This is a genomic window from Kitasatospora sp. NPDC028961 (assembly GCF_055564815.1).
Map to the genome: position 1 here is coordinate 1 of NZ_JBVHVO010000021.1, position 20,348 is coordinate 20,348.

Consider the following 20,348-nt stretch of genomic DNA (forward strand, 5'->3'; position numbering starts at 1 on the left):
TGTTTTTTTCGGTTTTTTGGGGGGAGCCCCGTCGGGGGGGCTGGGGGTTGGGGTTTGGGGGGGGGGGGGGGGGTGGTCCCTGGCGCGGCCCCCCCCCCCGGCCCCGGCCCCGGTGCCGGAGCCGCCCCCGCCGACGCCCCCGGCCCCGACGCCCCCCGCCCCGCCTCTCCCGCCCCCGGCCGTCGTGCGAGCGGGGGGTGACCGAGTGACGGTGCCGCATCCGGCAGGGCTCTTCCACCACGTCGAGCTCTGGGTGGACGACCTCGCCGCCGCCGAGGCGCAGTGGTCCCCGGTGCTGCTCGCCCTCGGCTGCGAGCCGTTCCAGCAGTGGCCCCGGGGCCGCAGCTGGCGTCTGGGCACCGCCTACCTGGTGATCGAGCAGTCGACCGCGCTGCTCCCCGGCGGTCATCAGCGCCTGCGCGCCGGGCTCAACCACCTCGCCGTGCACGGCTCGCGCGCGGCGGTGGCCGCCGCCCTCGAGGCCGGGTGGACGGTCCGGGTGGACACCGGCGAGGCGGTGCACCTGATCAACGGTCAGGGCTTCGAGCTGGAGATCGTCTGCGCCTAGCGGCGGACCTCGGTGTCCGCTCCCGCGCGGCGTCCGGCGGCCGTCCGCCCCGGATTCCCGGCGCCGGCACCGGCGGGTGAGTGCGCGACGGCCTCGTGACCGTCCCTCGATCGGGGCACCCCGACACCGGTGCCGCCGACGGCGCCGCCGGGGCCTGACCAGCGCACTTGCCGTATCCCGCCGCCGAGTTCACTCCACCGTCGTCAGACTGCCCGTCAATTGCCTTGGCATGACCACTTACCGAGCACCCTACTGCCTGGTATCACAGACGTGACTCACGTCACTCCCTGGAGGTGTCATGCTACGCCCCACCCGTGCCATGTCCATGGCCGCCCTCGCGGCTCTCCTCACGATGACCACCCTCTTCACCGCCTCGTCAGCCCACGCGGCCGGCGTGAACTACGCCGCCCTCGGCGACTCCTACGCCTCCGGCCTCGGCTCCGGCAGCTACACGAGCGAGAGCGGCAGCTGCAAGCGCAGCACCAACGCCTACGCCTACCTCTGGAAGAACGCGCACGCGCCGTCGTCCTTCTCCTTCGTCGCCTGTTCCGGTGCCAGAACCGGTGACGTCCTCAACAACCAGCTCTCGGTCCTGAACTCCGGCACGACGCTCGTCAGCATCAGCGTCGGCGGCAACGACGCGGGCTTCGCCAGCACCATGCAGACCTGCGTGCTGGACTCGGAGAGCGCCTGCCTCAACGCCGTCGCCGCCGCGAAGACCTACGCCAACAACACCCTGCCCGGCCAGCTCGACCAGGTCTACGCGGCCATCCACGCCAAGGCGCCCAACGCCCGCGTGGTGGTGCTGGGCTACCCGCACCTCTACAAGGTCGGCGGCAGCTGCATCTTCGGCATCGGCGACACCAAGCGCGCCGCCATCAACAGCGCGGCGGACGTCCTCGACGGTGTCATCGCCAAGCGGGCGGCCGACGCCGGCTTCGCGTTCGGTGACGTCCGGGGCGCCTTCACCGGGCACGAGATCTGCGCTTCCGGCACCACCTGGCTGAACAGCACGACCCTGCCCATCGAGGAGAGCTACCACCCGAAGGCCGCCGGGCAGTCGGGCGGCTACCTCCCGGTGTTCTCCGCGCAGGTCTAGCCGGCGCGGCACCCGGGTGCCGGCCGGTCCCGCCCACCTCCGGGGCGGGACCGGCCGGCGCCTCGCTCAGCGCACCTGCTCAGCGCACCGGCTCAACGCCCCGGCTCACCGCCCCGGTGGGAACGGGATGCCGGCGAGCACCGGCAGCAGCTCCCGCTCCTCGTGGTCCAGGTGCGCCTCCAGCTCGGCCGCCATCCGGGCCAGCTCCGCCCGGAACCGCTCGGGTTCGGCCACCCCGATCCCGGCGAGCAGCTTCACCAGCCCGTCCTTGATCCGGCCGACCGAACGGTGCTCCTCGCCCAGCCGGGCGAGCGTCTCCCGCAGGTGCGGGTGGCTCCGCGCCAGCGCGGGGAAGATCGCGGCGTCCTCCCCGGTGTGGTGGTGGGTCAGCCCCGCGCAGAGCGCGAGGCAGTGCTGCCGGATCTGCAGCCCGAGGCCCGGCGGCCGGCCGTCACCGGCGGGCCCGGCCGCGAAGTGGGCCTCCGTCTCGGCCCGGACGTGCCGCAGCTGGGCACGCAGCCAGGTGTGCACCTCCAGCAGTTTTCCCGCCAGGTCGGTCACCTCGCGCCGCTCGGCCCCGGACCGTTCCAGTGCCACCACCGGCAGCACCCGTGCGGTGTGCGCCTGGTAGTCGCCGTACCCGGGGGCGGCCCGGACCACCGCCTCGAACAGTCGGTCCCGCCGGGCGCCCTCGGCCGGCACCGCGACGGCCTCGAACACCTCGGCGCCGAGCTCCACCCGGACCACGGGGTGGGCGAGCAGATTGCGGTACCACTGGGGGTGGTCGGGCGCCCCGGCCGCCGAGGCGACGACCAGCAGCAGACCGTCCGCGCGGACGTATCCGAGCGGCACGGTGTGGTCCTGTCCGGTCCGTGCGCCGGTGGTGGTGAGCAGCAGCAGGTCGCCGCCCTCGAAGGGGCCGCCGACCTCGCCGCCGTTGGTTCGGAATTCCTCGATGATCGCTTGGTTGAAAGACATGGGCATACGCCTGTGGAGTCTCCGGTGCATGGGGAGTGGAGGCCACGGCGCCGCATCGCACGAGCGCAACGGACCGAAGCGGGCGTGCGGGCAGCGCCGCAGCCGCTTGGGTCAGATCAGGGAAGCGGAGTGAGAACTCATCGCGCATCGTCCCTCGGTCGAAGGTGCCCGCCCGGTCGCCGGCCGGCCCAGTTCTCTTTGGCCGACACCGCGCTGCACGCCCCCATTACAGTCATCCGCCCACCCCGTGTCAACGAGCTCGATCAGGATCGAGGGCAGCGCGCGCCGCCGCTCTTCCCCCGGGGGAGCGGCGACGCGGGTCGGGGGGCTACCGCAGGTAGGAGGCCAGGCCGGCCGGCTTCAGGCCGGCGGTGTCGGCGGCGGCGAGGGCGCGCTGGAGGTCTCCGGCGAGGGTGTCGGTCCAGTGCATCAGGACGACGTCGCCGGGGGACAGGGTGCCCTCGTGCCAGATGTTGGAGGCACCCCAGCTGAAGTCGGCGTCGGCGGTCAGCACGTGCTGGATGCCGCAGTTGGCGGCGGCCTGCAGGGTGTCGGCGTTCCAGGCGAAGAACGGCGGGCGGAAGACGGTCGGGGCGGTGCCGAAGGTGCGGACCTGGGCGTCGCGGGCGTCGCAGATCTCGACCTGCTGCTCGGCCGGGCTGAGCGTGGTCAGATCCGGGTGGGAGACGCTGTGGTCCTGGATGGAGGAGCCGGGCACGGCGGTGACACGGCGGAAGAAGTCGGGGTCGGTGGCGGCCGGCATGGGCAGCGGGAACGCGGTGATCGGCAGCTGGTGGTCGGCGATGAACCGCTCCGCCTCGGGGGTGCGCTGCCAGCCGTCGTCCACGGTGAAGAAGACGACCCGGTCGCTGGTCGGCACCGAGCCGGCGGCGGTGGCCGGAGCGGGCGCCGGACCGTCCACCCGGACGTCGTCGACGGCGAACGGACCCTGCTGGTACCAGCCGTGGACGTACAGTCGGACGGTGCGCGCGTCGGGACCGGTGGTGAACCGGGTGGTCAGCTTCTGCCAGCCGCCGTTGGTGGTCGCCGTCCAGGCCGGGGCGACATCGCGCCCGGTGCCGGTGACGCCGAGGTGGACGAAGGCGCCGCGGACCCAGGCCGAGGCGGTGTACGTGGTGCCGGGCCGAACGGAGACGGTCTGCGCGCACTCGCCGTTGGAGTCGTCGTTCGCCGGGGTGACGGCGAGGGCGGAGCCGCCGGAGTGCGGGGCGGTGGTGGTGGCGGACGCCTCGGCGGGGCCGCCGGTGCAGCGCCAGCCGGGGACGCTGCCCCAGTCGGCGAGCGAGGAGGCGGGGATCTCGAAGCCCGGGTTGGTGGCCAGGTTGACGGCGGGCGCCGCGGTCCCGACCGGTCCGGCGGAATCGGCCGAGGTAGAGGTCGAGGCCGACGCCGGGGCCGCGAGACCGCAGACGGCGAGCAGCGTGCAGGCGGCGAGCGCCGACAGGCGTGAGGACATGGACACGTGAGGACTCCTGCGTGGGGGCAGTGGAGGACACGCCCGTGGGGAGGGCGTGTGGAACGGGGTGGAGCGCTCCCCGAGGGGCGGGAGCCGTGGGCGTGCCGCACTCAGACCGAGGCAAAACAATGGACTGGACCACTCGGATCGTCAAGGGAGTGACGTGCCGTGAGCACACTGTCCGCCGTACCGCAAAAGGGACGAGACGGACCGTCAGGAGCTGTACAGCTCGTCGATGTCCGGCCGGTAGTACTCCGTGATCGCCGCCCGGCGAAGCTTCAGCGAGGGCGTCATCAGGCCCTGGTCGACGCCGAACTCGCGCGGCAGCAGCCGGAACGCGCGGATCGACTCGGCGCGGGAGACGGCGGTGTTCGCCGCGGCCACCGCCCGCTGGATCTCCGCGTGCAACTGCTCGTCGGAGAGCACCGCCCACGGGTCCAACTGCTCCCGGCCGTGCGACTTCAGCCAGTGCGCCAGGGCGGCCGGGTCGAGCGTGATCAGCGCGGCCACGTACGGGCGGTCGTCGCCGACCACCAGGCACTGCGAGACCAGCGGATGCGCCTGCACCCGCTCCTCCAGCGTGGCCGGGGCGAGGTTCTTGCCACTGCTGGTGACGATCAGGTCCTTCTTGCGCCCGGTGAGGGTGAGGTAGCCGTCCTCGTCCAGCCGGCCGAGGTCGCCGGTGCCGAACCAGCCGTCGTACAACGACTCCTCGGTGCAGCTCGGGTGGTTGAGGTAGCCGCCGAAGACGCCGGAGCCGCGCACCCACACCTCGCCGTCGTCGGCGATGGCCACCGAGGCCCCCGGGACGGGGCGGCCGACCGTGCCGAGCTTCTGCCGGCCGGCCGGGTTGGCGGTGATCGCGGCGGAGGTCTCGGTGAGGCCGTAACCCTCGTACAGGCTGAGGCCGATGCCGGTGAAAAAGAGGGCGAGCTCCCGGTTGAGGGCCGAGCCGCCGCACATCACGCCGCGCACCCGGCCGCCGAGCACGGCCCGCAGTCGTGGGTAGACGGTCCGCTCGTACGCCAGGTGACGCAGCCGCAGCCGGGGGCCCGGTCCGGGGCCGTGGCCGAGCGCGCGCTGCTCGCGGGCGGTGGCCCACTCGACGGCCACCTGCCGGGCCTGCTCGAAGAGTTCGCCCCGGCCGGCCTCCTCGGCCGCCCGCCGGGCCTGCTGGAACACCTTCTCGAAGACGTAGGGGACGAGGTGCAGGAAGGTCGGCCGGTACGCGGCGAGCGCGGGCAGCAGGGCCTCGGTGGAGACCTCGGGGATGTGCCCGATCCGGAAGCCGCCGCGGATCGCCGCGATCTGCACCATCCGGCCGTAGACGTGCGCCAGCGGGAGGAAGAGCAGGGTGGACGGCTGGCCGCCGCCGGTGTCCGCGAAGACCTCGGCCCAGCCGTCCAGCAGGGCGTCGGCCGCCGAGGCCAGGTTGGCGTGGGTGAGCATGCAGCCCTTGGGGCGGCCGGTCGTCCCGGAGGTGTAGACGATGGTGGCGACGTTCTCGGCCGCGACGCCGAGCCGCTGGCGGTGGACGAGCGAGTCGGGCACCCCGCGGCCGTCCTCGGTGATCGAGTCGACGCAGCCCCGGTCCAACTGCCAGATGCCGGTGAGGTCGGGGAGCGCGTCGCAGACCGCGCCGACCGTCATGGCGTGGTCCTCGTCCTCGACCAGGCAGGCCACCGCCTGGGTCTCGGCGAGGATCCAGCGGACCTGCTCGGGCGCCGCGGTCGGGTAGATCGGGACGGTGATCGCGCCGATCGACCAGAGCGCGTAGTCGAACAGCGTCCACTCGTAGCGGGTGCGGGACATCAGCGCGACCCGGTCGCCGTACCGGACGCCCCGGGTCAGCAGGCCCTTGGCGAGCGCCAGCACCTCGTCCCGGAAGGCGGTCGCGGTGACCTCGTGCCACTGCGGGTCGCCGTCCGTCCGGCGGGCCAGCTGGACCAGGCCGGACATGCGTTCGGCGGTGTCGTAGAGCGAGTCGGCCAGCCCGCCGGTGGCCGGTGGTCCGGTCGGTGCGGGGGAGCTGAACTCGCGCACATTGCCCCCGATCCCGTTGTGGCCCCTGCCTGCCGGGCCCGTACGGGCGTCCGGATCGGCGGCGCGCTGAACGGTCGGGCAGGTGGAGCGAAACTATCGGATTGCTCTGTCACTGCCCAGGGGTGTGACCGTGACGCGACGAGATCGGCACCGGCCCGTAGGGAAAGTGCCGTGGCGGGGGATGACCGGGGGTGGGCGGTCGAGGGGTGAATCCGGGATGACAGGGATCATTCGGACATCATCGGGCCGGGGGTCGGGAGAGGGCGGGTTCGACCCTCGAACGAGTGGTCAGGGCGTAGTAGGCTCTCGCAGACCTGCGGCCGAGGCCTCGCCGACCGGCCTGGTCCGACCGCCGGAAACCAGGGCAAAAGCCCTGGTTGACAGCCGTGAGCCACCCTGGTCGTCCACAGCCCCTGAGAGCGACCCCGAACGACAGCCCCACCCGAAGGCCTCGCCCGAGGTCGCGCACCACCCCGCACCACCGCCGCCGTACCGCCACCGCCAGCCCTCCTCTGCCGACCGCCCCTTCGAACCGCTCCCCGTCCGCGCCTGGCACTTCCCGACCGAGGACTCCATGCGTCTGCGCAGCAGCTCGATCCGCGCGAAGATCATCGCGCTGCTCCTGGTGCCCATCGTCGCGCTCACCGCCCTGTGGGTGTACGCGACGCTCGCCACCACCGGTGACGTCTGGAGCCAGTTGGCGGTCAGCAGTACGTACAAGGAGTTCGGCAAGCCGGTCGACCAGTACGCGTACGACCTGCAGAACGAGCGCCGCGCCGCCGTCCAGCGGCTGGCCGACCCGAGCTCGCGGGCCGCCCGGGACGCCTTCGAGCAGGCCCAGGCCGTCACCGACCGGGACCTCGTGACGCTGCGGCTGAAGAAGACCGACGACGGGAGCAAGCTCGACGCGGCGCAGCGCGGCCGGTACCTGCAGATCCTCGCGGCCGCCGACCAGCTGACCCCGCTCCGCAGCCAGATCAACCGCTCCTCGCTCAACTGGGAGTTCGCGCTCGGGCAGTACAGCGACCTCGTCAAGCCCACCTTCGGCTTCAGGTCCGCCTTCGTCGCCCGCCAGAGCGGCCAGCTGCCGCGCCAGGGGACGATCCTGATCGAGCTGGCCCGGGCCCGCGAGTACCTCTCCCAGGAGGACGCGGCGATGGAGGGCCTGAGCACCGCCTCCGGTCGGCCCACCGCCGAGCAGTACCAGGTCGCGATCGACGCCCTGCACAACCAGCAGGCGCTGTTCACCGTCTACATCGCCGAGCTCGACCCGGCCGACCAGAGCGACTACATCGCGCTGCGCGGCGGCGAGGCCTGGGCGGCGCTCTCCCGCGCCGAGGCCGACTTCGTGGGCGCGGGCGGGCCGGAGCGGGTGGTCCAGGCGATCAACGGCGACTCCTGGCGGGAGACCGCCGACCGGGCGCTGGGGGACCTCGCCGCCATCAACACCCGGCTGGCGGGGGCGATCGGCGACCGCGAGCGCTCGTACGCGATCGGGCTGCTCTGGCGCGGCGGCATCGCCGGCGCGATCGGCCTGGTCGCGGTGGTGCTGTCGGTGATGATCTCCTACCGAATAGGCCGGGGCCTGGCCCGCGAGCTGATCGGCCTGCGCAACGCCGCCAACGAGCTGGCCGGCACCCGGCTGCCCTCGGTGATGCTGCGGCTTCGCAAGGGCGAGGCGGTGGACGTCGCGACCGAGGCGCCGGAGCTGCAGTTCGGCTCGGCCGAGATCGGCCAGGTCGGGCGGGCGATCAACGCCGTCCAGCGGGCCGCCGTCGAGGCCGCCGTCGAACAGGCGGACCTGCGGCGCGGTGTCTCCGCGGTCTTCGTCAACCTGGCCCGCCGCAGCCAGGTGCTGCTGCACCGCCAGCTGACGCTGCTGGACACCATGGAGCGCCGCACCGAGGACCCGGCGGAGCTGGAGGACCTCTTCAAGGTCGACCACCTCACCACCCGCATGCGCCGCCACGCCGAGGGCCTGATCATCCTGGCGGGCGGCTCCCCGGGCCGGGCCTGGCGCAAGCCGGTGCGGATGGTGGACGTCGTCCGCGCCGCCGTCGGCGAGGTCGAGGACTACGCGCGGGTGATCGTCCGGCCGTTCCCCGGCACCGGGCTGCTCGGCAGCGCGGTCGCGGACGTCACCCACCTGATCGCCGAGCTGGTCGAGAACGCCGCGGTGTACTCCCCGCCGAGCACCCAGGTGACCGTCCAGGGCGAGGTGGTGGCCCACGGCTTCGCGCTGGAGATCGACGACCGGGGGCTCGGGCTGAGCGAACTCGCGCTCGCCGAGATCAACGAGCGCCTCGCGGTGGAGCAGGAGTTCGACCTCGCGGACACCGACCGCCTGGGCCTCTTCGTGGTCAGCCGGCTGGCCCGCCGGCACGGCATCCGGGTCCACCTGCGGCCGTCGCCGTACGGCGGGACGACCGCGGTGGTGCTGATCCCGCGCGAGCTGCTGGCGGAGGCGTCGGACGGGGCGCCGGCCGGGGCGGCTCCCGGCCGGCGTGTGGTGCCGGCCGGGCAGGGCGAGCGCGATCTGGTCGTGGTGCCGCCGCCGGGCGGCGCGGGTACGGCGGGCGGTGCGAGCGGCACGGCCGGCGGCGGGCCGGGGCCGGAGGCCCGCCGGGCCGTCGGGACCGCGTCCGACCAGGGCGGACGCCACCGGGGGAGCGGCGGCCCGCGGCCGTCGGCGCCCGACATCACCCGTACCCCGGGCGGTCTGCCGCGGCGGGCGCGGAACAGGACCGGGCCGACGCTGGTCACGGCCTCGCCGGACGAGGCGGTCCGGGGCCCGGGCCGTCACCGCCGGGAGGGCCTGGCCGCGCCGGAGGGCGCCGAGGCCGGACCGCAGGACGCCGGTGCCGCCGGTGGGCCGGACCGCACGCCGGTCGGGCAGCAGCCGCCGGCCGCCTTCCCCTCCGCCAGGCTGTCCTCGGTCGGGCGGCCCTCGGTCGGGCGGCCGGAAGCCGGGCTGCCCTCGGTCGGGCGGCCCTCGGCCGGACTGCCCGAGACCGGGCTGCCCGAGGCCGGGCGATCCGTGGCAGCGCAGCCCCCGGCGGAGCAGCCCTCCGCCGGGCAGGCGGCCGACGGTCCTCGCGCCGGCGGGCCCGGTCCGCTGCCGCGCCGCGTCCGGCAGGCCAGCCTCGCGCCCCAGCTCCGGGAGCGCGCCGTCCAGGAGGCCGAGCGGTCGGCTGCCGAGACCGCCCGCGAGCGCTCGCCGGAGGAGGCGCGGGCGACGTTCGCCTCCTTCCAGCGCGGCTTCACCCGGGGCCGCGGTTCGGCCGCCCCCGTCCCGCCCGCCCGGCCGGCCGCCGTGCCCGGGTGGCAGCCGCCGGACCCGAACCGGCGCGCGATCGCACCGGCCCCGGCCCCGGCGGCCCTGCCCGCCCCGCCGCCCGGCGACCGGGCCCCGCTCGCCCGCTGGGTACCGGGCGCGTCGCCCGCCCCGCGCCCCGCACAGACAGCACCCTCGACACCCGCGGTACCGGCACCACCTGCAGCATCCGCAGTGAAGGCACCACCCGCAGTGAAGGCACCACCCGCACCACCCGCTCCAGCGGAAGGAAGAGATTCATGACCACTTCGACGCAGTCGTCCGGGGACCTCAACTGGCTTCTCGACGATCTCGTGGGGCGCGTCGCGGCCCTGCGGCACGCGGTGATCCTGTCCAGTGACGGGCTGGCCACCGGGGCCTCCCGCGACCTCGACCGCGAGGACGCCGAGCACCTGGCCGCCGTCGCGGCCGGCTTCCACAGCCTGGCCAAGGGCGCCGGCGGGCACTTCAAGGTCGGCGGCGTCCGCCAGACCATGGTCGAGCTGGACGAGGCCTTCCTCTTCATCACCGCGGCCGGCGACGGCAGTTGCCTGGCGGTGCTGAGCGAGGCCGAGGCCGACATCGGCCAGATCGCCTACGAGATGGCCCTGCTGGTCAAGCGGGTCGGCGAGCACATGGCCGCCGAGCCGCGCACCGAAGCCGCCCCGCCGGGGAGATGAGCGGCCCGATGGCGGAGGAGGAGCCCGAGCTGGAACAGGACGACCCGGCCGGGGACGAGTCCGGGGTCGACCTGTTCCAGCCGCGCACCCCGGTCGACGACCGGTGGTTCGACGACGAGGCCGGTCCGGTGGTGCGGCTGTACTCGATGACCCGGGGCCGTACCCGCCCGGTCGAGGACGGCCTGTTCGACCTGATCTCGCTGATCACCGTCGCCGAACCCGGGCCCCGGGCCGGGGCGGTGCCCGCACTGGTGCTCGACCCGGAGCACCAGACCATCCTGACCTGGTGCCGCCGCGAGCCGCTGTCCGTCGCCGAGCTCGGCTCCTACACCGACCTGCCGGTCAGTGTGGTCCGCGTGCTGCTCGGCGACCTCTACGACGCCGAGCTGATCAGCGTCACCCGACCCGTTCCGCTCGCCGAGCTGCCGGACGAGCGCCTGCTGCGAGACGTGATCAATGGACTCCGTGCGCTCTGACCACCACGAGAACGCCGCTGCCGGTGCCACGGCCGACGACCCGCCCTGGCGGGGTGGTCCGGCGGTCGCGGTGAAGATCCTGGTCGCGGGCGGCTTCGGCGCGGGCAAGACCACGCTGGTCGGCTCGGTCAGTGAGATCCGCCCGCTGCGCACCGAGGAGGAGCTGAGCGAACTCGGCCGCCCGGTGGACGACACCGCGGGGGTGGAGGCCAAGCGGACCACCACCGTGGCGATGGACTTCGGCCGGATCGACCTGCGCGCCGGGCTGGCGCTCTACCTGTTCGGCACCCCGGGGCAGGACCGGTTCTGGTTCGTCTGGGACGAGTTGGCGCGAGGTGCGCTCGGTGCGGTGGTGCTCGCCGACACCCGCCGACTGGCGGACTGCTTCCCCTCGGTGGACTTCTTCGAGCAGCGCGGCATCCCCTTCGTGGTGGCCGTCAACTGCTTCGACGGCACCGAGCTGTTCGCCGCCGAGGAGGTCCGGGACGCGCTCGACCTGGACCCGGGGATCCCGGTGCTGCTCTGCGACGCCCGCCGGCGCGAGGACGGCAAGGACGTGCTGGTCGCCCTGGTCGAGCACGTCGGCGCACAGCGAAGGGGCGGCGCGGGCCGGTCCTGACCGGCGCTCCGCCGATCAGGCCCGGCGCAGACGCCGGGGGCCCCGGGCGGTCGTCGGCGGCCGCCAGGAGCCTCGTCTCATTCGGGCGTCCGCATGCCGGACGTCCGCCGGTCGGAAGGTTGCCTAGACCGGGTCCGGCGTGGAAGGCTCTGGACGAAGGCCGCCCGGCCCTGCGGTTCGGGATGCCTCGGAGTACACCGGAACGCCGCGGGAAGCCCGGCGGCGCACCACGACGCACCGCTCACGCGACCGCGTCCAGGACCAGGGGGAGGGCAGTACCGTGACCGTCGACCACCGCCGCGCCGCGGCCGCGCCGGCCCCGGTCACGCCGGCCCTGACGATCCGCCGGTACATCGACCACGCGCTGATCTGCAGCGCCTGCTGTCGGTGACGGACCGGCCGACCTCCCGGTAGTCCGACGGGCCTCGCGGCCCACCCGGTCGTGAAGTACACCCTCTGACGCTTCGTCAATCCGTAGGCCCAGCCGCACCGGACGCCGGTGTCCGGCCGTGCCGCCGTTTCCCATGCCCGCTCTCGCGGAGACCACCAGTGAACCTCGCCCGCCCCATCACCACCCCTGCTGCCGCCGTGCCCGTCGGCGTGCCGGGAGCGTCGCACCGCGTGCGGTGCAACGGTCCGTTCACATGGTTGAATGGGCGCATGAGCAACGTCGTGGACAGCAGCCGAGGTCACCTCGACCTTGAGCCGTTCTGGCCGTCCCGGCAGCCGCACCTGTTCGACCAGACGTGTCCGGGCTCGCCCAGCGCGTCCCGGCCCGCCGTCCGCTGACCTCGGTTCAGCCCCCGGCAGTACACCCGGTCGACGCGCAGACGACTCCACCCCGTCCGTCACGCGCGAAATGAGCGGCACCATGTCTTCCTCCTCCACGGCCACCCTTCCCCTTCCCGCCGCGACCCCGCACCTGCGCGCGGTCCGCTCCGTCCCGTCGAGCGCCGAACGATGGCACGGCGCCACGATCCCGCCGCACCCCGCCGCCCCCCAGCACCAGTCGGGGTCGCACCACCAGGTCAGCCAGGCGCCGTCGCACTTCGTCGCGCCCGCCCCGGTCGCGGCCCCGGCGCCGCAGGGCGGCCAGGTCGCGCAGGCCCTGCTCGCCGCGCTGCCGGAGGGGGCCACCGTCGTCGCCGCGCTCCCGCAGGGGGCGCTGCCGCAGGCCCTGCTGGCCCAGTACGGCGCGCAGTTCGGCGCCTCGGCCGGCCATCCGATGGTCGGCTACCTGGTGCTGGTGCCCGCCGAGGGCGGCGCCGCCGCGGTCGGCCCCGGCCAGCACGTCCAGGGCGCCCCGCTCCTCGCCGCGCAGGCGCCGGACCCGACCCAGCCCCGCGCTCAGGTCCAGCCGCAGGCCGCCCGCCCGGTCCGGCCCGCCGGTCACGGCATCTCGGTCGACACCGAGCGGCGCAACGCCTACGTCGACGGGCGGTTGCTCGACCTCACCTACCTGGAGTTCGAGCTGCTGGCGCACCTGACCGAGCACCCGCAGCGGGTGCACACCCGTGACCACCTGGTCTCCGCCGTCTGGGGCTACGGCCACGTGGGCGACGGCCGCACGGTGGACGTGCACGTGGCGCGCCTGCGCCGCAAGCTCGGCGCGGCCTACCGCGACAGCATCGTCACGGTCCGCCGGGTCGGCTACAAGTACACCCCGGTGGCGTGACCCGCTACTGAATCCCGTCGTCACGGGCCGGGCGTTCCTTCGAACGCCCGGCCCGTGACGTATGAATGACAGTCGGTCAGGTCCGCTGGTCAGGCGGCAGCAGCAGGACGGCCAGTGCGGCGGCGCAGGTCCGCGCGTGCCCCAGGAACCAGTCCAGCCGGTCGTCGGTCAGGTGCGCCGGAGTCGAGCGGACGGCCAGTGCGAACCGGGCCTGCCCGGCGCCGTCCAGCACCGGGACGGCCACGGTGCGGACCCCGGCCGCCGACTCGCCGTCGTTGAGCGCGTAGCCGGCGGCCCGTACCTTCGCCAACTCCGCGTCCAGCCGCGCCGGTTCGGTAATGGTCCGGTCGGTGAACGGCAGCAGCGGGCCGATCGTCGAAGGCTGCGGCTCGCCGGGGCGCGGCCAGCCCAGCAGGACCTTGCCCAGCGCCGTCGAGTGCAGCGGGCGCCGCAGTCCGAGCCCGGTGTCCGGGCGCACGGAGGCGCCGACCAGGATGACCGCGTGCGGGCCGCTGCGGATCGCGAGGTCCGCGGTGGCCCCGGTGCGCTTGGCGAGCAGGTCCAGTTCGGGTGCGGCCAGGTGCAGTCCCCGCTGGTGGAAGCTGAGTTGGCCGAGTTCGGCGACGGCCGGGCCGAGCCGGTACCGGGCGGTCTGCTCGTCCTGCTCCAGGAAGCCGGCGCTGACCAGGGTGCGGGCCAGGCGGTGCGCGGTGGAGACCGAGAGGTCCATCCGGCGGGCCAGGTCCGAGGCGCTCAGGTCGGGGCCGTTGTCGTGGAAGCAGTGCAGGAGCCCGAGGGCCCGCTGGACGGCCTGTGCACCGGCCGGCGGGCTCTGGACGGCGGTGGCGGCCTCGGCCATGGCACCTCGCGTTCGGTCCGGCGCCCCGGCGGGTCCACCGGGGTCGGTTCCAGACTATGGCAGCCGCTGCTGCGGAATTGTGTCGGTGGCATTGCAATGGGATGGCGTTGATGAACAAGTGATCCCACGATGTGGCAAAAGCTTGCTTCGCGCTCCCTCGCCGTGGAACGCTCGGCACATCGCCCCGGACGGCCCCGTCCGGAGCCCGAGTTGTCGCCCGGACCACCCAACCGGCAGGAAGGAGCAGCGCCGTGACGACCCACCGGTGCTCCGCCCCCTGCACCTGTTGTCGCTGACCCGCCGTAGCCCCCGAGCCGGTCGGAACGCCGCACCGCGCCCCGTGTCCTCCCAGGTCGGCCCTCCCGCACCGCCGTGGGCCCGTCGCCCGGCCGCGCCACGGCCGGGCCGCCCGCCCGCTCCCCACCCGGTTCCCCGGTCGGCCCCCGTGCAGCCCGCTGCTCAGCCCTCCGCTCAACCCTCTCCCTCCGACCGACCACAGCCGGTGCCGCGCCCCGCCGCTGCCCGTATCCGCCCAGCCAGAGGACCCGCCACCGTGCCCAGCCACGCCCGCTCCACCGCCGATGCCGCCCCCTCCGACGCCGCACCCGCCGCGGCGGCCGGTGTCGCAGCCGACGCCCCGGCCACGCTCTGGTTCACCCGCTGCCCCGTCCCCACCGCCACCGGCATCGCCGCCGACCAGGGCCGCTTCGCCCGGGAGTTCGCCGCCGACGGCATCACCGTCCGCTCCCTCCAGGACGCCCCGCCGGAGGTGGCCGCCGACCACCACTACACCCACGCCCTCACCGGCCTGTTCCGCGAAGGCGGCAACGTGCCCGCGCTCTGGGCCCGTTCGCGCGGCGAGCGGACCCGGCTGATCGGTCTCACCTGGATCGAGGAGCGTCAGGTCGTCCTGGTCCGGGCCGGCAGCGGTATCGGCTCGCCCGGGCAGCTGCGCGGGCTGCGACTGGCCGTCCCACGCCATGGGATCGGCATCGACTTCTGGCGGGCGATGGCCCTGGCCGGCCTGCACGGCGCCCTCGCCACGGCCGGACTCGCCCTGGACGAAGCCGAGTTGGTCGACGTCCCGGCCGTCCCGGGCGGTGGGCAGTGGGCCGCCGAACTGGCCGCGCTGCGCGACGGCGTGGTGGACGCGGTGTACGTCAAGGGCGCGCTGGCCGTCGAGGCGGCCCGCCGGTTCGGCGCCGAGGTAGCGATCGAGCTGGACGCCGTGCCGGACCGCCGCCGCCGGGTCAACAACGGCACACCGCGCCCGGTCACCGTCCACCAGCGGCTGCTGGACGAGCGTCCGGACCTGGTCGTCCGCTTCCTGGCCGTCCTGCTGGAGGCCGCCGACTGGGCCGCCGGGAATCCCGCCGAGGTGGCCCGGATCCTGCGGGCCGAGACCGGCGCCGGCGCCGAGGGCGTCGCCGGGGCCTACGCGGCGGGCGGTCACCGCACCCTGCACCTCGACCTCTCGCAGGAGCGCCTCGGCCTGTTGGAGCAGCAGGAGCGCTTCCTGCGCCACCAGGGCTTCCTCGCCGCCCCCGTCGACGTCGCCGCCTGGGCGGACCCCGAGCCGCTGCGCGCCGCCCGCGCCCTGCTCGCCGCCCGCCGCGCCGCGGCCGGGCCGGCCTGACGCCGCTCACCCCACGCCGCCGCCCCGCCCGCGTCGCCGCTCTGTCCGCGTCGCCGTCCTGCCCTCCGCCGCTGTCCTGCCCCCCCGCCGCGCCCGCCGGCCTGCCGATTCCCCTGGAGCTGACCGTGAAGACCCGCCGCCTCGCCCTCGCCGCCACCGCGTTGCTCACCACCACCGCCCTGGCCGCCTGCGGTTCGTCCGCCGGTGGCGCCAAGGCCTCCGCCGACGGGGGAGGCAAGGCCGAGGTGGTGCTGCGCCTGCCGGACCCGGGCAACAGCGGCTTCCTCGCGCTGGGCAAGAAGGACGGCTCGCTCGACCGGGCACTCGCCGCCGTCCACGCCAAGGTCGCCTGGACGGGGAGCGCCGGCCCGTTCGCCCCCGCCGCCCAGGCGCTCTCCGCCGACCAGCTCGACGTCGCGCTGGGGTCGATCACCTCGGCCGTCGCCGCCCTGGCGCAGAAGCCAGGCTTCAAGCTGTTCGCCCAGACGGCGCCGGACGGCGTGGGCGAGGGCATCCTGGTGAAGAACGACTCGCCCATCAAGTCCGTCCAGGACCTGGCCGGCCGGAAGGTCGCGGTGAGCCAGGGCGGCACCAGCGAGTACCTGTTGCTCAAGGCCCTGGAGAAGAGCGGCGTGCCGGCCGACCGGGTCGAACGCGTCTACCTGCGCGCCGACCAGACCTCGGGCGTCTTCAACTCCGGCCAGGTGGACGCCTGGGCGACCTGGAACACCTTCTCCACCCCGTCGATCGCCAACTCCGGCGCGCACTTCCTGGTCAACGGCAAGGAGGTCGGCTCCGACAACTACGCGGTCTGGGCGGTGCGCAACGGCTTCGCCGAGAAGCACCCGGAGGTGGTCAAGGCCTTCTACGCCTACCTGCACGAGGGCGGCCTGAAGGAGAAGGCGGACCCGGCGGGCTACCTCAACGTGTTCACCGACTCCGGCCCGACCGCCGTCACCCCCGCCGAGAAGGAGATCGCGGTCGCCGTCACCCGGCAGAGCGCCACCGCCGACGTCATCACCGAGGCCGACACCGCCCGTTTCGCCACGGTGGCGGCGTTCTTCGCCGACCAGAAGGTCACCAAGCAGCTGGTCGACGTCAAGCCGTACCTGATCGACATCGCCACCCTCGCGGACGGTGCCAAGTGAGCACCGTGACCGACGCGCCCGCCGTCACCCGGGACGCCACCGGGGACGCCACCGTAGGCGCCACCGGGGACGCCGCCGCCGGGTACGCCACCGCCGACGACGGCACCGTCGCGGCCCTCGAAGCCGGTCTGGTCGCCCCGCGCACCCGGCTGCCCGCGCCCCGCCCCCGCGCCGTCGCGCTGATCCTGCGCACCATCGGCCCGCTCGCCCTGCTCGGCGGCTGGGCGCTGGCCTCCGCCACCGGGGCGCTCACCCAGGACGTGCTCGCCTCGCCCGCCCAGGTCGCCGACGCGGTCGGCGAGCTCTGGGGCAACGGCCAGCTCACCGACGCGCTCACCGTCTCGCTCACCCGGGCCGGTCTCGGCCTGGTCTTCGGGGCCGGCGCCGGGCTGGTGCTCGGCGTCGTCACCGGGTTCTTCCGGCTGGGCGAGGAGCTGCTGGACTCCGCGGTGCAGGTCCTGCGCACGGTGCCGTTCCTCGCCCTGGTCCCGCTCTTCATGGTCTGGTTCGGCATCACCGAGACGGCGAAGATCGCCCTGATCGGGGTCGCGACCAGCTTCCCGATGTACGTCTCCACCTCCGGGGGCGTGCGCAACACCGACCGCAAGCTGATCGAGGCGATGCGCAGCTTCGGTCTCGGCCGCTGGGCGATCGTCCGCACCGTGGTGCTGCCCGGTGCGCTGCCCTCACTGCTCTCCGGGCTGCGGCTCTCGATGACGCTCAGTGTGATCGCGCTGATCGCCGCCGAGGAGATCAACTCGACCGAGGGCATCGGCTATCTGATGGCCCAGGCGCAGAACTTCTCGCGCACCGACGTCCTCGCCGTCTGCATCCTGATCTACGGGCTGCTCGGCCTCACCGCGGACGGTGTGGTCCGCCTCCTGGAGCGCTTCCTGATGCCCTGGCGCAAGGCCACCCAAGGAGCAGGCCGATGAGTACCCCGACCACCACCGCGACCACCGGTGCGACCCCGACCGCCACCGCGACCCCGACCACCGGCGCCGTCGCGGCCGAGGACGGCGCCCCCGCCGTCCACCTGCGCGGCCTGCGCCGGGTCTTCGGCACCCGGGCCGTCCTCGACGGGGTGGACCTGTCCATCGCCCGGGGCGAGTTCGTCGCCCTGCTCGGCGCCAGCGGAACCGGCAAGACCACCCTGCTGCGGATCCTCGGCGCCCTGGACAGGGCCGACGCCGGAACGGTGCTCGTTCCGCCGGTCCGCACGGTGGTCTTCCAGGAGCCCCGCCTGGTGCCGTCCAAGCGGGTGCTCGCCAACGTCACCGTCGGGCTGCCGCGCGGCGCCGCGACCCGGGAGACCGCCCTGCGGGCACTCGCCGAGGTCGGGCTGGAGAAGCACGCCGACGCCTGGCCGGCCACCCTCTCCGGCGGTGAGGCGCAGCGGGCGGCGCTCGCCCGGGCGCTCGTCCGGGAGCCGCAACTCCTCCTTCTGGACGAGCCGTTCGCCGCCCTGGACGCCCTCACCCGGCTACGGATGCAGGACCTGGTCGGTGACCTCGTCCGCCGCCACCGCCCGGCCGTCCTGCTGGTCACCCATGACGTGGAGGAGGCCGTCCGGCTCGCCGACCGGGTCGCCGTCCTGCGGGACGGCAGGCTGGTCCGCGACGAGCGGGTCGCCGTCGAGCGCCCCCGGGACCCGGCCGACCCGGCCTTCGCCGAGCTGCGCCGCCGCCTGCTCGCCGACCTCGGCGTCCACTGACCCCGCGATTCGCATTCCCCGCCCCCCAAGTCCCCGCCAGTACACCGGAGATCACCATGGCCATCACCCTCGGCGTCCACGCCAGCAACCCCTCGCTCTACTACCTCTCCCGGCTGGACCACCTGGCCGAGGAGCTGGCCCCGCTCGGTGAGACCGGCGTCTTCCACCACTACGCCGACGGCACCCGGACGGGCGCCCTGCTGGCCGACGGCACCATCGACTTCGGCGGCACCGGCTCCACCCCGCCGGTCACCGCCCAGGCCGCCGGACACGACCTGGTGTACGCGGCGGTCTCCGCTCCCCGCCCCGACCACGGTGCGCTGCTGGTGCTCGCCGACGGCCCGGTGGCCTCCGTCGCCGACCTGAGGGGCGGCACCGTCGTGCTGGCCGTCGGCTCCTGGCAGACCCACCTGCTGGCCAAGGCGCTGCATGCCGAGGGCCTCTCCTACGCGACCGACATCACCCCGGTCCGCCCGGCCGCCGACGAGGACCAGGCGCAGCGGCTGCGCGACGGCGAGATCCTCGGCTGGATCGCCCAGGGCGCCGAACTGGCCGCCGCCCGCCGGAGCGGGCGGTTCCGCGAGCTGATCCGCACCGGTGACGTCATCACCGACCGCTCGGTGTTCTTCACCCGCCGGGACTTCGCCACCGAGCGCCCCGAGGTGGTGGCGGCGATCGCGGCCGCGCTGCGCCGGGCCGATGCCTGGGTGGCCGCCCACCCGGCCGAGGCGGCCGCGATCGCCGCCGCCGACCTGGGCGGGGCGGTGGAGGACTGGGAGCAGGCGCTGACCGCCCTGCCGTGGCGGCTGGAGCCCGCCACCGCCGGGTTCGTCGCCGAGCAGCAGGAGGCCGCGGACATCTTCCACGGCGTCGGTTTCATCGACCGCGCGCTGACCGTCGCCGACGCCCATCTGCCCGCGCTGGAGGCCCCGGTGGCCGCCGCACTCGCCAAGGCGGTCTGACCCGATGGCCTCCGAAGTCCTCTGGTACATCATCCCGCGCGAGGGCCACTACCCCTGGGAGCCGGCCGGCCGACGCCCGGTCGACCTCCGCTACCTCCAGCAACTCGCGGGCAGTGTCGAGCGACTGGGCTACACCGGTGCGCTGCTCGCGACCGACCTCTACGACGTCTGGGACCTCGGCAACGCGCTGGCCGCCGCCACCACCCCCGCGTTCAAGCCGCTGCTGGCCGTCCACCCCGGGCTCATCTCGCCCACCCTGCTGGCGAAGATGGCGCTCAGCTTCGACCACCTGCACGGCGGCCGGCTCCGGTTCAACGTCGTGAACGGCTCCACCGCGCAGCTGCGCGAGTACGGCCTGGACGTCGAGCACGACGACCGGTACCGGCTGAGCGCCGAGTACTGGTCGATCGTCCGGCGCCTCACCTCCGGTGAAGTCTTCGACCACAAAGGCGAGTTCTACAACCTGAAGAACGCCGGTGCGAGCCTGCGCGAACTCGCTCCCGTCCAGCCGGGCGGCATCCCGCTCTGGTTCGGCGGCAGTTCGGCGGCCGGCATCGAGATGGCCGCCGAGCACGTGGACGTCTACCTGACCTGGGGCGAACCGCCCCAGCAGCTCCGGGAGAAGCTGGACCTGGTCCGCGAGCGCGCCGCCGCGTACGGGCGCACCCTGCGGATCGGCCTGCGGCTGCACCTGATCGTCCGCGACACCGAGGACGAGGCCTGGGCCGCCGCAGACCGGCTGCTCGACGTCACCAGCGAGGCCACCTACGCCCGGCAGCTCGGCGGGGCGACCGGTGAGGACGGGGTCGGCTGGCAGCGCCAGTTCCGCCAGCACGGGGGCCGAGTGCCCGCGCGGGCAAGGGAGTTGGAGAGCCACCCGAACCTGTGGCCCGGGATGAGCCTGTTCCGCCCCGGCCCCGGTACGGCGGTGGTCGGTTCGACCGCCCAGGTGGTCGAGCGTCTCCAGGAGTTCGAGTCGCTCGGGGTGGACACCTTCATCCTCTCCGGCAACCCGCTGCTCGAAGAGGCGCACCGGGTCGCCGAGACGGTGCTACCCGCGCTCGGCGTGGGCCGCCGCTAGCGGAGGGGCGAAGGTGCCCG

At 74.4% G+C, this 20,348-nt stretch carries 18 protein-coding genes; 14 read left to right on the plus strand and 4 right to left on the minus strand.

The features are described 5' to 3' along the window. Positions 1–205: 205 nt before the first annotated feature. Together ACZ4UX_RS27415 and ACZ4UX_RS27420 are read left to right on the plus strand one after the other, a co-directional pair. Complete coding sequence (locus ACZ4UX_RS27415) at positions 206–568, plus strand: VOC family protein (RefSeq protein ID WP_465708662.1); 363 nt, start codon at positions 206–208, stop codon at positions 566–568. A gap of 298 nt (positions 569–866) precedes the next feature. Continuing rightward, complete coding sequence (locus ACZ4UX_RS27420) at positions 867–1,667, plus strand: SGNH/GDSL hydrolase family protein (RefSeq protein WP_465708663.1); 801 nt, start codon at positions 867–869, stop codon at positions 1,665–1,667. A gap of 105 nt (positions 1,668–1,772) precedes the next feature. Here the strand turns inward: ACZ4UX_RS27420 and ACZ4UX_RS27425 are convergent, their stop codons facing one another. From ACZ4UX_RS27425 to ACZ4UX_RS27435, 3 genes are all read right to left on the minus strand, one after another. Then, complete coding sequence (locus ACZ4UX_RS27425; RefSeq protein WP_465708664.1) at positions 1,773–2,651, minus strand: nitroreductase/quinone reductase family protein; 879 nt, start codon at positions 2,649–2,651, stop codon at positions 1,773–1,775. A 322-nt stretch (positions 2,652–2,973) separates the two neighbouring features. After that, a complete protein-coding gene (locus ACZ4UX_RS27430) occupies positions 2,974–4,122 on the minus strand; it encodes a polysaccharide deacetylase family protein (RefSeq protein WP_465708665.1) in 1,149 nt (382 codons plus the stop codon). 213 nt (positions 4,123–4,335) lie between these two features. After that, positions 4,336–6,165 carry an AMP-dependent synthetase/ligase gene (locus ACZ4UX_RS27435; RefSeq protein WP_352291134.1) on the minus strand — a complete coding sequence of 610 codons (1,830 nt, stop codon included), beginning with the start codon at positions 6,163–6,165 and terminating at the stop codon, positions 4,336–4,338. Positions 6,166–6,739: 574 nt separating this feature from the next. Here ACZ4UX_RS27435 and ACZ4UX_RS27440 point away from each other — a divergent pair. From ACZ4UX_RS27440 to ACZ4UX_RS27465, 6 genes are all read left to right on the plus strand, one after another. Next, positions 6,740–9,742, plus strand: a complete 3,003-nt coding sequence (locus ACZ4UX_RS27440) for a sensor histidine kinase (protein ID WP_465708666.1) — start codon at positions 6,740–6,742, stop codon at positions 9,740–9,742. After that, positions 9,739–10,158 (plus strand): roadblock/LC7 domain-containing protein, encoded by a 420-nt coding sequence (locus ACZ4UX_RS27445; protein WP_329490565.1) that lies wholly within the window; start codon positions 9,739–9,741, stop codon positions 10,156–10,158. The genes ACZ4UX_RS27440 and ACZ4UX_RS27445 overlap by 4 nt, the downstream gene beginning before the upstream one ends. Before the next feature lie 8 nt (positions 10,159–10,166). Next, positions 10,167–10,634: a DUF742 domain-containing protein gene (locus tag ACZ4UX_RS27450; protein WP_396487808.1), complete on the plus strand. Its 468-nt coding sequence runs from the start codon at positions 10,167–10,169 to the stop codon at positions 10,632–10,634. A 70-nt stretch (positions 10,635–10,704) separates the two neighbouring features. Next, a complete protein-coding gene (locus ACZ4UX_RS27455) occupies positions 10,705–11,253 on the plus strand; it encodes a GTP-binding protein (RefSeq protein ID WP_329492336.1) in 549 nt (182 codons plus the stop codon). Positions 11,254–11,913: 660 nt separating this feature from the next. After that, positions 11,914–12,042: a hypothetical protein gene (locus ACZ4UX_RS27460; RefSeq protein WP_329490566.1), complete on the plus strand. Its 129-nt coding sequence runs from the start codon at positions 11,914–11,916 to the stop codon at positions 12,040–12,042. Positions 12,043–12,124: 82 nt separating this feature from the next. Beyond that, complete coding sequence (locus ACZ4UX_RS27465; RefSeq protein ID WP_465708667.1) at positions 12,125–12,928, plus strand: winged helix-turn-helix domain-containing protein; 804 nt, start codon at positions 12,125–12,127, stop codon at positions 12,926–12,928. A 76-nt stretch (positions 12,929–13,004) separates the two neighbouring features. Here the strand turns inward: ACZ4UX_RS27465 and ACZ4UX_RS27470 are convergent, their stop codons facing one another. Then, positions 13,005–13,787: an IclR family transcriptional regulator gene (locus ACZ4UX_RS27470; RefSeq protein ID WP_465708668.1), complete on the minus strand. Its 783-nt coding sequence runs from the start codon at positions 13,785–13,787 to the stop codon at positions 13,005–13,007. Between the two features lie 553 nt (positions 13,788–14,340). Between ACZ4UX_RS27470 and ACZ4UX_RS27475 the strand changes: the two genes are divergently transcribed. The 6 genes from ACZ4UX_RS27475 (at position 14,341) to ACZ4UX_RS27500 (ending at position 20,328) form a co-directional block, all read left to right on the plus strand. Next, complete coding sequence (locus ACZ4UX_RS27475) at positions 14,341–15,423, plus strand: ABC transporter substrate-binding protein (RefSeq protein WP_465708669.1); 1,083 nt, start codon at positions 14,341–14,343, stop codon at positions 15,421–15,423. 119 nt (positions 15,424–15,542) lie between these two features. After that, complete coding sequence (locus tag ACZ4UX_RS27480) at positions 15,543–16,571, plus strand: ABC transporter substrate-binding protein (protein ID WP_465708718.1); 1,029 nt, start codon at positions 15,543–15,545, stop codon at positions 16,569–16,571. 128 nt (positions 16,572–16,699) lie between these two features. Further along, the gene (locus ACZ4UX_RS27485) at positions 16,700–17,506 is read left to right on the plus strand and encodes an ABC transporter permease (RefSeq protein ID WP_329492337.1); all 807 of its coding nucleotides are present in this window, start codon (positions 16,700–16,702) and stop codon (positions 17,504–17,506) included. Further along, positions 17,503–18,285: an ABC transporter ATP-binding protein gene (locus tag ACZ4UX_RS27490; RefSeq protein ID WP_465708670.1), complete on the plus strand. Its 783-nt coding sequence runs from the start codon at positions 17,503–17,505 to the stop codon at positions 18,283–18,285. The genes ACZ4UX_RS27485 and ACZ4UX_RS27490 overlap by 4 nt, the downstream gene beginning before the upstream one ends. Positions 18,286–18,341: 56 nt before the next feature. After that, positions 18,342–19,247 carry an ABC transporter substrate-binding protein gene (locus ACZ4UX_RS27495; protein ID WP_352291142.1) on the plus strand — a complete coding sequence of 302 codons (906 nt, stop codon included), beginning with the start codon at positions 18,342–18,344 and terminating at the stop codon, positions 19,245–19,247. Between the two features lie 4 nt (positions 19,248–19,251). After that, positions 19,252–20,328 (plus strand): LLM class flavin-dependent oxidoreductase, encoded by a 1,077-nt coding sequence (locus tag ACZ4UX_RS27500; RefSeq protein WP_465708671.1) that lies wholly within the window; start codon positions 19,252–19,254, stop codon positions 20,326–20,328. Positions 20,329–20,348 lie beyond the last annotated feature (20 nt).